Annotated in this window: 15 protein-coding genes; 10 read left to right on the top strand and 5 right to left on the bottom strand. The window is 33.6% G+C overall.

The genetic code is table 11. The features are described 5' to 3' along the window. Positions 1-36: 36 nt before the first annotated feature. On the bottom strand, positions 37-417 hold the full coding sequence (gene mscL / locus KI430_RS07110) for a large conductance mechanosensitive channel protein MscL (RefSeq protein WP_248877553.1): 381 nt from the start codon (positions 415-417) through the stop codon (positions 37-39). A 118-nt stretch (positions 418-535) separates the two neighbouring features. Between mscL and KI430_RS07105 the strand changes: the two genes are divergently transcribed. Then, the gene (locus tag KI430_RS07105) at positions 536-2,023 is read left to right on the top strand and encodes an NAD(P)H-hydrate dehydratase (RefSeq protein ID WP_248877552.1); all 1,488 of its coding nucleotides are present in this window, start codon (positions 536-538) and stop codon (positions 2,021-2,023) included. On the opposite strand, the gene KI430_RS07100 is transcribed toward KI430_RS07105, so the two are convergent. After that, a complete protein-coding gene (locus tag KI430_RS07100) occupies positions 2,020-3,006 on the bottom strand; it encodes a DNA topoisomerase IB (protein ID WP_248877551.1) in 987 nt (328 codons plus the stop codon). The two genes, KI430_RS07105 and KI430_RS07100, sit on opposite strands and share 4 nt — an antisense overlap. Before the next feature lie 171 nt (positions 3,007-3,177). Here KI430_RS07100 and KI430_RS07095 point away from each other — a divergent pair, with 171 nt between their 5' ends. From KI430_RS07095 to rluF, 7 genes are all read left to right on the top strand, one after another. Next, a complete protein-coding gene (locus KI430_RS07095) occupies positions 3,178-4,077 on the top strand; it encodes a cell division protein FtsX (protein ID WP_074233398.1) in 900 nt (299 codons plus the stop codon). 2 nt (positions 4,078-4,079) lie between these two features. Next, positions 4,080-4,385, top strand: coding sequence for a DUF3098 domain-containing protein (locus KI430_RS07090; RefSeq protein WP_248877550.1), 306 nt, complete (start codon positions 4,080-4,082; stop codon positions 4,383-4,385). Between the two features lie 76 nt (positions 4,386-4,461). After that, the gene (locus tag KI430_RS07085; RefSeq protein ID WP_248877549.1) at positions 4,462-5,280 is read left to right on the top strand and encodes an undecaprenyl-diphosphate phosphatase; all 819 of its coding nucleotides are present in this window, start codon (positions 4,462-4,464) and stop codon (positions 5,278-5,280) included. Continuing rightward, positions 5,281-5,979: a tRNA pseudouridine(55) synthase TruB gene (gene truB, locus KI430_RS07080; protein ID WP_248877548.1), complete on the top strand. Its 699-nt coding sequence runs from the start codon at positions 5,281-5,283 to the stop codon at positions 5,977-5,979. 203 nt (positions 5,980-6,182) lie between these two features. After that, positions 6,183-7,049 (top strand): T9SS type A sorting domain-containing protein, encoded by an 867-nt coding sequence (locus KI430_RS07075; RefSeq protein WP_248877547.1) that lies wholly within the window; start codon positions 6,183-6,185, stop codon positions 7,047-7,049. Between the two features lie 149 nt (positions 7,050-7,198). Continuing rightward, the gene (locus tag KI430_RS07070; RefSeq protein ID WP_248877546.1) at positions 7,199-7,789 is read left to right on the top strand and encodes a hypothetical protein; all 591 of its coding nucleotides are present in this window, start codon (positions 7,199-7,201) and stop codon (positions 7,787-7,789) included. Positions 7,790-7,809: 20 nt separating this feature from the next. Beyond that, positions 7,810-8,532, top strand: coding sequence for a 23S rRNA pseudouridine(2604) synthase RluF (gene rluF / locus KI430_RS07065; protein ID WP_248877545.1), 723 nt, complete (start codon positions 7,810-7,812; stop codon positions 8,530-8,532). 33 nt (positions 8,533-8,565) lie between these two features. On the opposite strand, the gene KI430_RS07060 is transcribed toward rluF, so the two are convergent. Then, the gene (locus tag KI430_RS07060) at positions 8,566-9,903 is read right to left on the bottom strand and encodes a helix-hairpin-helix domain-containing protein (protein WP_248877544.1); all 1,338 of its coding nucleotides are present in this window, start codon (positions 9,901-9,903) and stop codon (positions 8,566-8,568) included. A 70-nt stretch (positions 9,904-9,973) separates the two neighbouring features. Beyond that, positions 9,974-10,306: a MerR family transcriptional regulator gene (locus tag KI430_RS07055; protein ID WP_034965019.1), complete on the bottom strand. Its 333-nt coding sequence runs from the start codon at positions 10,304-10,306 to the stop codon at positions 9,974-9,976. 80 nt (positions 10,307-10,386) lie between these two features. Between KI430_RS07055 and KI430_RS07050 the strand changes: the two genes are divergently transcribed. Next, complete coding sequence (locus KI430_RS07050; RefSeq protein ID WP_248877543.1) at positions 10,387-11,277, top strand: SMP-30/gluconolactonase/LRE family protein; 891 nt, start codon at positions 10,387-10,389, stop codon at positions 11,275-11,277. Between the two features lie 12 nt (positions 11,278-11,289). Here KI430_RS07050 and KI430_RS07045 read toward each other — a convergent pair whose 3' ends face one another. After that, on the bottom strand, positions 11,290-12,597 hold the full coding sequence (locus KI430_RS07045; RefSeq protein ID WP_248877542.1) for a DEAD/DEAH box helicase: 1,308 nt from the start codon (positions 12,595-12,597) through the stop codon (positions 11,290-11,292). Between the two features lie 143 nt (positions 12,598-12,740). On the opposite strand from KI430_RS07045, the gene KI430_RS07040 reads away from it, so the two are divergent. Then, entirely contained in the window at positions 12,741-13,559 is an 819-nt protein-coding gene (locus KI430_RS07040; RefSeq protein WP_248877541.1) for a hypothetical protein, read from the top strand. The last annotated feature ends 9 nt before the right edge of the window (positions 13,560-13,568 follow it).

Here is a 13,568-nt window from a genome sequence, read left to right as displayed (position 1 = left end):
ACCAAAATGCCACTTTCAAGTGGCATTTTATTTATTTTAAAGTGACTGTTTTTTCTTCAACTCATCGCGAATCTCAGCAAGCAAAACATCTGTAGAAGATGGTCCTGCTGGAGCTACTTCTGGCTTTTTGTTGACCCTGTTAGCTATTTTGATTAGCCAAAACAAAACAAATGCAATAACCAAAAAGCTGATAACCGATGAAAGGAAATTTCCATAAGTTACACCGTTCCAAGCTAATTCTTTAATGTTTTCTGCACCTGCAGCTTTCAAAGCAGGAGTTAATAAAAGTGGCGTGATGACATCATCTACCAATGATTTTACAATCGCTCCGAATGCTCCACCAATGATTACACCGACTGCCAGATCTACCACGTTGCCTTTAAATGCAAACTCTTTAAATTCTTTTACAAAGCCCATAGTTGTATTTTTATAGTTAGTATAAACAAAAATATAGTTTTTTTATTTATAATGCTTTATTAATTAAAGCTTTTTAAAGAAATTATTGTCTAATTTTGATATTCATGCAATTCTAAAAATGAAAATTCTAACCGCCGATCAAATAAAAAAATGTGATTCTGCTACAATAGAAAAAGGAATCTCGTCTATTAATCTAATGGAAAAAGCTGCCAAAGCTTGTGTTGATTGGATTGAAGAAAATTTTGAGCCGACGAATAAGTTTCTGATTTTTTGTGGCACAGGAAATAATGGGGGTGATGGTTTTGCAATTGCAAGAATGCTTTATGAAAAAGGATTTGATGTCGAAGTTTTTATCAATGAAGGTAATTTGAAATTCTCCACGGATGCAGAAACCAATTTCAAAAAAATAAAGACAATAAGTGGCATTGATACTAAATATTTTTCTGAAATTTTTAATGTCAATAGTGAAAAATCTGTTATCATAGATGCTTTGTTTGGTTATGGCTTGAATCGGAAATTGTCTGATGATTTTAAAAATTTAATTGAAAAATTAAATCAAATTCCAGTTCCAAAAATTTCTATTGATATTCCAACTGGACTTTATGCAGACAAGATTATTGAACAAAATTCTACTGTTTTCAAAGCCGATTTTACTTTGACGTTTCAGTTTTATAAGAGAAGTTTTCTTCATTCTGAAACGGGGCGATTTTGTGGGAAAATTACAGTTTTAGATATTGATTTGGATAAGGATTTTATTAATGAAGTCGAGACAGATTACTTTGTAATTGATGAGCAATTAGTCAAACAAATTTACAAACCGCGCGGAGATTTCAGTCACAAAGGAACTTTTGGGAAAAGTATTTTGGTTGGGGGAAGTTATGGTAAAATAGGTGCAATTCTGATGTCCACTTTATCTGCTTTGAAAACTGGAAGTGGTTTGACTTTTACAATTGCCCCAGAGTGTGGAAATTTCATTTTGCAATCTCAGATTCCCGAAGCGATGTTTATTGGTTCCGGAGAAAAAAATTTAGATGAAATCGAAGTTCAGGAAAAAGCTGTTTATGGAATTGGTCCCGGGCTGGGAAAAGAAAAACAAACCCAAATAGCGTTGTTTGATTTTTTGAAATCTTATCAAAATCCAATTATTCTGGATGCCGATGCGCTTAATATTTTGGCCGAAAACGATAAAGTAAATTTAATTCCAAAAAAATCTGTCATAACACCACATCCTCTGGAATTTGAAAGATTGTTTGGTAAAACAGAAAACTCTTTTGAAAGAATAGAATTGGCAAAATGGAAAGCAAAAGAATTGCAAATTTTTATCATACTGAAAGATCATCATACAGCTGTCATTACTCCAAATGCACAAGTTTTTTATAATGTAACAGGCAATTCCGGAATGGCAAAAGGTGGAAGCGGCGATGTTCTGACTGGGATTTTAACCTCATTGATTTCTCAAAAATATGAAATTGAAAAAGCTTGCATTTTCGGCGTTTGGCTTCACGGAAAAGCAGGTGATTTGGCTGCCGAAGAATTCTCGAAAGAAGCGATGTTGCCAACAGATCTCATCAATAAAATAGGTGAAGTTTTTAAAAGCTTGAGTTAACTTAATTTCGATTTCAACATATACAAAACACCAACTTCGGTCTCGGACAGATTTTCATTCTTTCTCAATAGCTTTTTAATTTCTTTCTTGAAATATTGTATGGTGTGTCCGTTTTTGTAATGTTCAAAAATGCGGGGATCAATGTAAGAATCTCTTGCTACGGAAGGTGTATTGCCTAACTTTTCAGAAACTGCAACAATCGCATTTCGGATTCTTTTTTTCAATTCTTTTTGTTGTTTTTTTTCACAGATTCCCAATTCATCCAGAATTCCGGCAGCAATCATCGTTCCTGCCCAGGTTCTGAAATCTTTTGCAGAAAATTCCTCACCCATTATTTCTTTGATATATTGGTTCAGATCCTGACTTTCAACCGTAATAAGATTGTTGTCTTTATCATAATATTTGAAAAGTCTGTAGCCTGGGAGATCTTCCAAATCAGAAATGACTTTTGTCAATTTAGCATTGATAATATGTTTTTCTTGAAATTTTCCTGATTTTCCTTTGTAAGAAAAAATCATTTCGTCGCCTTCAATGTTAAGATGTTTTTTGCGGATGGTTGTTAAGCCATAACTCTGGTTTTGTTGTGTATATTTTGGACTTCCAGGACGAAAATAAGCAGAATCTAAAAGTCTGACCATTGCGGCAAGAACTTTTTCACGGGTCATTTTTTTCTTTCTCAGATGTTGTCCTGTAACGCGCCGCATATGTTCCAGGTTTTCGGCAAAATGTAAAATCCTGTCAAACTTGTCCGCATCTTTCTTAGCTCGGAATTTTGGATTGTAGATGTATTGCTTTCTGCCTTTTTGGTCTCGTCCGATTGCCAGTATTTTTGCGCTTTTATTGGTTGTGATTTCAACATTGGTCCAAGCTGGTGGAATGACCAACGATTTTATATATTCGATTTTTTGTGGGTCCTTGAGTTTCTCTTTATTTTTATCGAAATAAGAAAAATTTTTTCCTGTAGCTTGGCGTGTCACTTTCATAATTTTGATTTGGTAATTTTCCTAAACAATAAAAATGCCGATTTTTCGATTCTAAAATTCTCAGGAAAGAAGTTGTGAAAATTAAGTCATAATGATGTTTTTATGATTTTATTAACAGAGCTTACAACGGCTTTTTAAACGAAAATTTCTATTTTAGCAAAAATTTTTTTGATGCCAAAGACAGTTGACGATTTTAATAAAAGCAGACTGAGATCAAGTAATATTACTGTGGTCATCAGTATTTCGCTGGTTTTATTCCTTGTAGGATTATTTGGATTGATATTGATCAATGCTCAAAAATATTCGGATTATATCAAGGAGCAATTGGTGGTGGAAGCTTATTTTGATGAGTATCTGGATCCACGCGATTCTGCAAAAACGCTTAAGTTTCAAGAGGAAACTTTTACCACAATCAAGCAGCAGAATTATGTAAAGCAAGCTAAATATATTTCTAAACAACAAGCGACAGTTTTGGCAAAAAAACAGCTGGGAATAGACGCTGATGCACTTTTTGAAGAAGATATATTTCCTGCTTCTGTTGAAGTTACTCTGAAGCCAGAATTTGTTGATCCTGCAAAAATTGATGGTGTTGTAACACAACTTAAGGCGATAAAAGGCGTAAAAGATGTGGCTAATGATAATCAATTAACTATCGATGTTTACAACAACTTGAATAGAATTCTGACTTGGATATTAGCATTTTCAATTTTATTCTTGATTGTCGCAATGGTTCTTATTAATAATTCAATCAGACTGAAAATATTCTCTAAGAGATTTATTATCAAAACTATGCAATTAGTTGGAGCTAAGAGGAGATTTATTCTGATGCCTTTTATAAAAGAAGCCTTGGTTCTTGGATTAATTGGTGCGTTCATAGGGCTTTTAGCTTTAGGAGGTGTTTGGTATTATTTCACAAGCCAGATTGGGACACCATTTGTTCAGGACACGAACCAATATGTTTTCTTGGTGATAATAATTTTATTGGTGGGTGTTTTTATAACCATTGCAAGTACTATCTTTGCAACCTGGAGATTTTTACGAAGCAACGTTGATGATCTATATTACTCTTAACGATGGCAAAAAAAACAAATAAATATTCTGCGGATCAAATAGGAAAACCTACTGAAACTGCTGAAAAAAATGCTTTCTATTTCGGAAACAAAAATTTTAAATTGATGTTAATCGGATTAGGATTGATTCTTTTAGGATTTGTTCTGATGATGGGAGCAGACGCTAACACAACGCCGGAAGGAAAATTTGACCCAAATTACTGGAACGAAGGGATTTTCTCTTTTAGAAGAATCAGATTAGCGCCAATGCTGGTCATTGCAGGATTTGTGGTTCAGGTTTTTGCAATTCTGAAGAGAAATAAGGATTAAACTTTAATAAGAAATACAATAATAACTTTGTCTTGGTCAAACTGAGACAAAGTTTTTTTTAATAAACAAACAAACTATGGATTTGATCAAAGCAATTATTATTGCAATCATAGAAGGACTTACCGAATATTTACCAATTTCTTCAACCGCTCATATGGGATTTGCTGCCAGTTTGATGGGATTAGAAGAAACTGAATTTCTCAAGATGTTTCAGGTTTCTATCCAATTCGGAGCGATACTTTCTGTAGTTGTGGCTTATGGTAAAAAATTCTTTGATTTCAGCAATCTTCAGTTTTATTACAAATTAGCTTTTGCCGTTTTGCCTGCTTTGGGCATTGGTTTTTTCTTAGATGATATCATTGAATCTGTTCTCGGAAATCAAATTGCTATTTCATCTGTTTTGGTTTTAGGTGGAGTTGTTTTGTTGTTTGCAGATAATTGGTTCAAGAATCCAATTATTCACGATGAAAAAGAAATTACGATCAAAAAAGCAGTGACTATTGGCTTTTGGCAATGTTTGGCGATGATGCCTGGAACGAGTAGGAGTGCCGCTTCTATTATTGGTGGGATGTCTCAGGGATTATCCAGAAAAGCTGCAGCAGAATTTTCGTTTTTTCTTGCAGTTCCGACGATGTTGGCTGTAACGCTTTACTCTGTTTTTGTAAAAACTTGGGGTAAAGAAACAGGGAATCCTCAGAAAGGTTATGAGATGATTTTAGCTTCACAAGACCATATTTTGATTTTTGTAATCGGAAATATCGTTGCTTTTGTTGTCGCTTGGATTGCCATCAAATCGTTCATTGCTTTATTGAACAAATATGGTTTCAAACCTTGGGGCTGGTATCGTATTTTTGTTGGAATTGCGCTGTTGATTTATTTTTATTTCTTTAAATAAATGACAGTAGAAGAATTACAATCCGGACAGATATTTTTATTGGACAAACCTTTGGATTGGACAAGTTTTCAGGCTGTCAATAAGTTGAAATATAAACTAAAAAATGAGTTCAAGGAATTACCTAAGAAATTCAAAATAGGTCACGCTGGTACTTTGGATCCGAGAGCGACAGGATTATTAATTGTTTGCACAGGAAAATTCACAAAGAAAATTCCAGAGATTCAGGATGCGCCAAAAGAGTATTGGGCGGAAATAAAAATAGGTGTTCAAACCGAATCTTACGACACCGAGAAGCCAGAGATTCTACAAACCGATTATTCTCACATTACCAAAGAAAATATTCATCTAGCATTAGAGAAATTCATTGGAGAAATTGATCAAAAACCACCTGTTTTTTCAGCTTTGAAAGTAGATGGGAAACGAGCTTACGATCTGGCAAGAGCTGGAACAGAAGTAGAAATGAAGTCTAGAAAAACCACAATTCATTATCTTAATAATATAGAGATTAATCTACCATTTGTTTCTTTCACTGTCGGATGTTCAAAAGGAACTTACATTAGAAGTTTGGCCCACGACATTGGACAAGAATTAAAAGTTGGCGCTTATTTGACACAGCTCAGAAGGACAAGAATTGGAGATTATTCAATAGAAAGTGCGACTTCTGATTATCTCGAAAATGATTTCCGTTTTAATAATTAAAGAATTTTATTTTACATTATTAATAGTGTATTTGCTGTTAATGTTAAATATAATTTATTTTATATTACTTATTTTAGAATAATCATTAATATTAAAGAGAAGTTAAAAATCAAATATTTGTTTAATTATTTTGTTTATTCTGAAGAGAATCTCTATTTTCGCCTTCCAATTTTTAAAACAAACGTTTAATTTAAATAAATAATATGAAAAAACTTCTATTATCTTTTATTGCTACATCAGCAATTTTCTTTTCGGCTAATGCACAAACAAAAATTTCTTTCGAAGCTTCGGAGGGTTATAATGTTGGTAGTGTAGATGGACAAAAAGATTGGACTGCTTCAAGTTCTTATTTTAAAGTGTCAAACAATAGAGCTACAGATGGAACAAGTTCTCTATATATCGAGGATGATGCTAGTGAAGAGTGGAGTAATGCTTACACAACAATACCAAACTATAGCAAAACAGAAGTATCTGCAGATGTTTATCTTGATGGTTTTGATTCTGATTATGCAGTAGGATTATATACTGAAGATGGAGATGTGGTTGCTGATTTTTGGTTGACATATCAAAGCTGGAACTTTGTAGTTTATGATCCGGCGCAAGAGACTTATGTAGAAACTGATTTAGAGTGGGACTCTACAACTTGGTATAACTTCAAAACCGTAATTGATAAAGCCAATAACACACTTGAATATTATGTGAACGGAAATGTTATTTACTCAACAACATTGACAGCTACAGATTTTTCCTTTTTAGATCTATCTATAGAAAATTATGGTTCTGGTTTCAGTGTTGATAATATCCAGGTTAAAGATGCTACGTTAGCTGTTGCTGAAGCAGGTAAAAAAGACATCTTCAGAGTTTATCCAAATCCAACTGTAGATGTTGTGAATTTTGATGTTGCTGGAAAAATTAATTCTGTTGAAGTTTATGATGTTGCAGGTAAACTAGTCAAAATGTCTAAAGATGGAGCAAAATCATTAAACGTATCTGAGCTTGGCAAAGGTAACTATGTAGTTAAGGTACAAACAGAAAATGCTTCTTATACTAAAAAAGTAATCAAAAAATAAATCATTTATTTTGATGTAATTATAGCCTTGCTTTTAAAGTAAGGCTTTTTTATTGTGTTGAAGTTTAATAAAACATACTTTTGCCAAATATTTTAAACGAAATCTTTAAAAACTGTATTTAAGAAGATTTGAATTTTCGAAAAAACTCTATGAATAAAATTTTACTGACTTTAACATTAATACTTTCAATTGTCGTTTTTGGACAATCTGAAGATAATAAAAGCAAGACAATGGGCTTTTATATCAGTCCAAATGTTCAGGTTGGATACAATCTTGGGAACTCTATAAAAAGGAATCAAAATCAGGATTCACAGTATTATCAGCAATACGTTTCACCTTATCTTCCCAATGATTTCACTTATGGAATTGGTGTTGTTGGTGGATATCAAATTTTTCCATTTTTTGCTTTGGGAACTGGACTCAAGTATAATTATGTAGCAGATAATCTTCATCTTTTGAACTGGACAGTCCAGCCAAAATTTATTTTCGGAAAAAGCGAAGGAAAATTTATTATGGAATTTGAATATGGAAAGCAATTCAACAGTTCCAACATTAATGATACACACTACTTCGGTGCTAAACTTGGTTATCAAGATTCTTTTTCAAAACATCTGATTCAGGAAGGCGGATTGTTTATTTACAGATATAATTCACCTGTTTCAAATGCTTATTTTATAGGATTATCATTTGGTGCAACTATTTTTAGCAACAAAAAATATACAGCTTACAGAAATGATTAATTTCTAACAGCAAATTGAATATGGAAAAAATAAGAATCAATAAATATCTATCAGAAGTAGGATTCTGTTCCAGAAGAGCAGCGGATAAACTTTTGGAAGAAGGCAGAATTACTATCAATGGTGTCGTTCCAGAATTGGGAACTAAAGTTTCTGATGAGGACGAAATTTTCGTAGATGGGAAAACCATCAAAAAAGTAGAAGAGGAGTTTGTTTATATTGCTTTCAATAAGCCTGTTGGAATCGTCTGTACAACTGATACAAAACGTGAAAAAAATAATATCGTAGATTACATCAACCATCCAAAACGTATTTTCCCAATCGGAAGGTTGGATAAACCGAGTGAAGGTTTGATTTTGCTGACTTCAGATGGCGATATCGTCAACAAAATTCTTAGGGCTAGAAATAATCACGAAAAAGAATATTACGTAAGAGTTAATAAGCCTATCACTGAAAAGTTCCTTGAAAAAATGCGAAATGGTGTTCCGATTTTGGAAACAGTGACAAAAAAATGCGAAGTCGAAAAAATCGACACAATGAACTTCCGAATTGTTCTAACGCAAGGTCTCAACCGACAAATCCGAAGAATGTGTGAACATCTGGATTACGAAGTAAAGAAGCTTAAAAGAATCAGGATTATGAATATCAAACTTGATCTTCCAGTCGGAAAATGGCGCGATTTAACAGCAGAAGAAATGAAAGAACTGAATGGATTATTAGAAGATTCTAGCAAAACGTTTGAGTAATTTTTTCAACTATCAACTATCAACTATCAACTATCATTTATCATTAATAATATAAAGTCTCATTTTTTCCTCATATTCGGGTTTCAATTTCAAGTATTTCCAGATCTTCCTATCATTAGGATAAGAAATTCTATAAAAGATAATTCTGTCCGCGGAAAATCGGAAATATGGATGTTTTTTCAGCCAATCTTCAGGTGCTTCGGTTAAAGAATATTTCGGAACATCTGAGTTATCAAGCTTTGTAACATAGATTAATTTTTCACATAAAGCTCTGTCGATTTCGTATGTTTCCAGTAATTGCTGTTTATTGATGAAACCGCCTAATTTCTTTCTAAATGCTAAAATCCCAGCCGAATCTTTTTCGGTAAATCCAAATTCCTGCAGTTGTTTGAAAGTGATTTGATTGAGATTAATTTTTGAAAAATCAGTTTTTTCTGCAACTATAGTTTTTTCTTCAGTCTGTTTAGCTTTATCAGGAATAGAAAGCTTAATCCAAGGTTTCATTTCCTCAAATTTTTCTGGTGAAATCATATAACATTTTTGAATATCTTCCAAAGATTTGAAAGAACCTTTCAGAATCTTGTCTCGGTATTTCAAAATCGAAATAGCTTGTTTTTCAGAAAATCCCAATGCTTGCCATTGTTCCTGATTCAATTCATTGGGGTCAAAGTATCGATTAATTTGCACCACTTCTTTCTCTTTCTTTTTCTCAAATTTCTGAGCCAGATTTTCCGTAGTTTTGTTTGGTAAAATCAAGAAAGGTGACATTTGAGAAAATTGCTCATCATTAATCATAAAACATTCTTTCAGCTTTTCTTTGCTGATGAAACTTCCACCGAGATAATTTTTATATTTTAGAATAGCAGCCGATTGTTTCTCAGAAAAACCAAGGTTTTCCCAATCTTTTTGAGTATACAAGTCAGGATTGAATTTCCCTTTGATATTCAGCTTTTTCTTTTCATAAGGTTTATAAGTGAATGGATTATTTTTAAAATCAGAATTATTTTCAGGAAGAAGAATGTAATTTTTCAGCTGTTCATATTTCTCTGGAGTAAGTGCGTAACACTTTTTGAATTGCTCCTTAGATTTGAAATTTCCGCCTACAACTTCTTTATATTTCAAAATCGTTTTGATCTGCTTTTCATTGAAACCAAGATTCTTCCACTGATTTTCGTCTAAATCATTTGGATTAAATTCAGTCAGAATAATCTCTTCAACTTTCGGTGTAATGAAAGTGATTTGAGGCTTTTCATAATGCTGATTTTTCTTATAAATCGAAAAAGCAGTCTGCGAAAAAATAACAAGAATCCCGAAAATTGCAAGGCTGAAAATCTGCCTTTTCCGGATTTGGAAAGGTAATTTTGGATTCATCTTTTGTGTTTTAACCAAAGTTAAATAAAAAATGAATCGAAAAATTAATAGTTGGAAAAAATAATTTTATTTAATCGTTCAAAGAGTTTTTTAACTTCAAAAGTTCCGCTTTGATAAATTCCAATCTGTCAATAATCGTGATGGTTTCAGAGATTTTTGTATTGGTTGTTAATGCAACTCTTGCGCCGTCCAGCGTATAACCTTTTTCTTTTACGAGATGATAAATAATCTTCAAATTCTCGATGTCAGAAGGTGTAAAATAGCGGTTTCCTTTCTTGTTTTTCTTAGGTTTGATGATAGGGAATTCCTGTTCCCAATAGCGAATTAGGGACGTGTTTACATCAAAAGCTTTGGCAACTTCGCCAATAGAATAGTAGAGTTTGTCCGGAAGATTGAGTTTCATTGATAAAAATCGAATTCTCAAAGATAATTATTTTTAATTCTTTTAAGCAAATTGTAACTTGCGACTTTATTATTTATGGTATGAAAAGTTTTTGGAAGTTTCGTTATGTCGCGATTTTGTTGATTCTGATGAATTGCAAAGTTCAAAATACCAATGAAAAATTGTTTGACGTTCCGCCGACATTACTTTCAAGTCAATTTACTTTTACGGAAGGACCGGCTTCTGATAAAGAAGGAAATGTCTATTTTACAGATCAGCCCAATGATAAGATCTATTTTTGGAACTGGAAAACCAATCAGTTGGAATTATTTCTTGCTAAAACAGGACGAGCTAACGGAACTTATTTTGATAAAAATGATAATCTCATTACTTGTTCCGATGACAACGGTGAGATCTGGAAAATCAATAAAAATAAAGACATTCAGGTTTTGTCAAAAGGTTTTGAAGGTAAAAGACTGAACGGACCAAATGATCTTTGGATCGATAAATTTGGAGGAATCTATTTTACAGATCCGTTGTACAAAAGAGATTATTGGAAAAACTTCAAAGAAGAGATCCCGGAGAAAAATCTGTATTACAGAAATCAAAACGGAACGATTACAAAACTGGAAACCTTCGTTCAGCCTAATGGAATTATCGGTTCTGAAAAACTTAAGAAACTTTATGTTTCTGATATCAATGCTGGAAAAACTTATGTTTACGATATCCGGGGTAAAGGAAAATTATCTGAAAAGAAATTGTTCTGCGAAATGGGTTCGGACGGAATGACTTTGGACAACCAGGGAAATCTCTATCTCACAGGAAATGGTGTAACGATTTTCAATAATAAAGGCGAAAAATTAACCTATATTCCGATTGATGAGGAATGGACTTCCAATGTGACTTTTGGCGGAAAAAATAACTCTACTTTGTTCATCACAGCGTCGCATTCTGTTTATGTTTTGCCTATGAATGTCTCCGGAATCAAATAAAAAAATCGCTTATTAATAAGCGATTTCTATTTTTATCTTTTTGCCTTTTAACTTTTCGTTGGCTAATTGTTTGAGCAATTCGATGGTTTTTTTACGGTTGACAGCGACGTAAGAAGTCGTGTCTTTCACTTCAATCAATCCAATGTCATCTTTTCCAAGACCACCTTTTTTTATTAGATAACCGACAATGTCAACTTTATTGACTTTATCTTTTTTACCAGCACTGATGTAGATGGTTTGGTTTGGTGTTCTTTCCGGAACGCGGTGACTTTCTGAAACATTTTCTTCCGGCGTATTGCTTTTGATGAAAGGGAAATTTTCGTCCTCAGTCATTATAAGATAAGCAAAACCTTTGGCGTTCATTCTTGCGGTTCGACCGTTTCTGTGGATGAAAGCATCTTCTTTTGGTGGCAATTGATAATGTACAATGGACTCCACTTCTGGAATGTCCAAACCTCGCGAAGCTAAATCTGTTGTGATTAATATTCTCGCAGAATCATTTCTGAATTTTAGTAAAGCACGCTCTCGTTCGTCCTGTTCCATTCCGCCGTGGAAAGTTTCTCGCTGGATTCCTTTTTCCCTCAGAAGTTCAGAAATTCTGTCCACCGCATCTCTGTGATTACAGAAAATCAATGTTCTTTTGTTTCCGATTTTGCAGACGAGTTGGAAAAGTGTGTTCAGTTTTTCTTCAGGCGTGGTCATTACCTTTTTCAGCTGAATATTTGGTTTGGCTTCGTTTTCTTTTAGGAAATTGATTTTCTTTTCGTTGTTGAGTTCTACAAACTTCGGAATGTTGTCCATCACAGTTGCAGAAGTCAAAATACGTTGAGAAAGTCCATTAAGCGAACCAATAATATATTCCATATCTTCCTGAAAACCTAATTCCAAAGCTTTGTCAAACTCATCCAGAACCAAAGTCTTGATGGTTTCCGGATTGAAATTTTTATTTTTTAAGTGATAAGCAATTCTTCCAGGTGTCCCAATCAGAACTGCCGGAGCTTCTATCAGATTATTGATTTCTATCTTTTTATCGTGTCCACCGTAAGCAATAGAAACTTTGAAATCTGTTCCCATCGATTTGAAAACCTGTTCGATTTGTAAAGCCAATTCTCTTGCCGGAACCAAAATCAAGGTTTGAATTCCTTTGACGTCAGATTGCAAATTTCTAAGAACAGGAAATAAAAATCCTAATGTTTTTCCTGAACCGGTTGGTGATAATAAAACCACGTCGGTTTCGTTCTCGGATGCTTTGTATATAGATTTCTGCATTTGATTCATATCCTGAATCTGCAGTTTTTCGAAGATTGGTTGTAATTCCATTTTGCAAAGGTAAGTATTTGGAAGGTCATCGTTGGTTTGTCATTATAAATAGTGATTTTTAGTATTTACACTTTTATGGTGGTTTTTGGCTTTGCTTATCATTCTACATTTGTTCTACAATTAATCAATAAAAATTTACTACAATGAAAAAAATTATTTTTGGAGTTATCACACTATTTTTTGTGAGCTTCACATTTGCACAATCTAACATTGATTTGAGTGTACAGATTGGAAACCTTAACACTGCTACAGTGGATCAAACAGGAATCTTGAACTTCAACGCCTTATTGCAAGACGGTAATCGTAACGATGCAGATATTGACCAAGTTGGATGGGTAAACAGTAATGTTGCTCTAAGTATGGGAAACAGAAACTCTATAGATGTTGACCAATGGGGTATAGGAAACTCCAATACTACCAGCCAATATGGTAATAGAAACTCTGCACAAACTTTACAGATTGGACTTTTCAATGAAGTGGATCAATTACAAATCGGTAGAAGAAATGACGCTTCTGCTACTCAATTAGGAGCTGGAAATTATATCAGTCAATATCAAAATGGTAGAAGAAACAGCGCAACTGCTCTCCAAATTGGTACAGATAACGATATCTGGCAAGACCAAATGGGTAGAAGAAATGAAGCGTATGCTTTCCAATTAGGCTCAGATAATTACATCCATCAATTACAATCCGGTAATGATAACAGCGCAACTCATCTACAGTTTGGTAGCGATAATGTTGCAGATTCTCACCAATATGGAGATGATAACACAACAATGGGATTACAGGTTGGAAATAGTAACTATCTAAGCCAATATCAGTATGGCGATGGTAACGTTGCTTTGGATACACAAATTGGTAATAGCAACTATACAAGCGTAACTCAAACTGGAGATTCTCATTTCCATATGGGATTACAAGTCGGTAATAGCAACTCACTGATTGTAAATCAATCCAACTAATTACAGTTG

The sequence above is a fragment of the Epilithonimonas zeae genome, assembly GCF_023278365.1.
In the GTDB taxonomy this organism is placed as follows: Bacteria; Bacteroidota; Bacteroidia; order Flavobacteriales; family Weeksellaceae; genus Epilithonimonas; species Epilithonimonas zeae_A.
This window is presented reverse-complemented; position numbering and strand designations above follow the sequence as displayed.

Coding starts and splice junctions, on each gene's coding strand:
- truB (WP_248877548.1), top strand. CDS start 5,281: ATGACAGTAGAAGAATTACAATCCGGACAGATATTTTTATTGGACAAA.
- mscL (WP_248877553.1), bottom strand. CDS start 417: ATGGGCTTTGTAAAAGAATTTAAAGAGTTTGCATTTAAAGGCAACGTG.
- KI430_RS07095 (WP_074233398.1), top strand. CDS start 3,178: ATGCCAAAGACAGTTGACGATTTTAATAAAAGCAGACTGAGATCAAGT.
- rluF (WP_248877545.1), top strand. CDS start 7,810: ATGGAAAAAATAAGAATCAATAAATATCTATCAGAAGTAGGATTCTGT.
- KI430_RS07100 (WP_248877551.1), bottom strand. CDS start 3,006: ATGAAAGTGACACGCCAAGCTACAGGAAAAAATTTTTCTTATTTCGAT.
- KI430_RS07070 (WP_248877546.1), top strand. CDS start 7,199: ATGAATAAAATTTTACTGACTTTAACATTAATACTTTCAATTGTCGTT.
- KI430_RS07090 (WP_248877550.1), top strand. CDS start 4,080: ATGGCAAAAAAAACAAATAAATATTCTGCGGATCAAATAGGAAAACCT.
- KI430_RS07085 (WP_248877549.1), top strand. CDS start 4,462: ATGGATTTGATCAAAGCAATTATTATTGCAATCATAGAAGGACTTACC.
- KI430_RS07050 (WP_248877543.1), top strand. CDS start 10,387: ATGAAAAGTTTTTGGAAGTTTCGTTATGTCGCGATTTTGTTGATTCTG.
- KI430_RS07105 (WP_248877552.1), top strand. CDS start 536: ATGAAAATTCTAACCGCCGATCAAATAAAAAAATGTGATTCTGCTACA.
- KI430_RS07040 (WP_248877541.1), top strand. CDS start 12,741: ATGAAAAAAATTATTTTTGGAGTTATCACACTATTTTTTGTGAGCTTC.
- KI430_RS07075 (WP_248877547.1), top strand. CDS start 6,183: ATGAAAAAACTTCTATTATCTTTTATTGCTACATCAGCAATTTTCTTT.
- KI430_RS07045 (WP_248877542.1), bottom strand. CDS start 12,597: ATGGAATTACAACCAATCTTCGAAAAACTGCAGATTCAGGATATGAAT.
- KI430_RS07055 (WP_034965019.1), bottom strand. CDS start 10,306: ATGAAACTCAATCTTCCGGACAAACTCTACTATTCTATTGGCGAAGTT.
- KI430_RS07060 (WP_248877544.1), bottom strand. CDS start 9,903: ATGAATCCAAAATTACCTTTCCAAATCCGGAAAAGGCAGATTTTCAGC.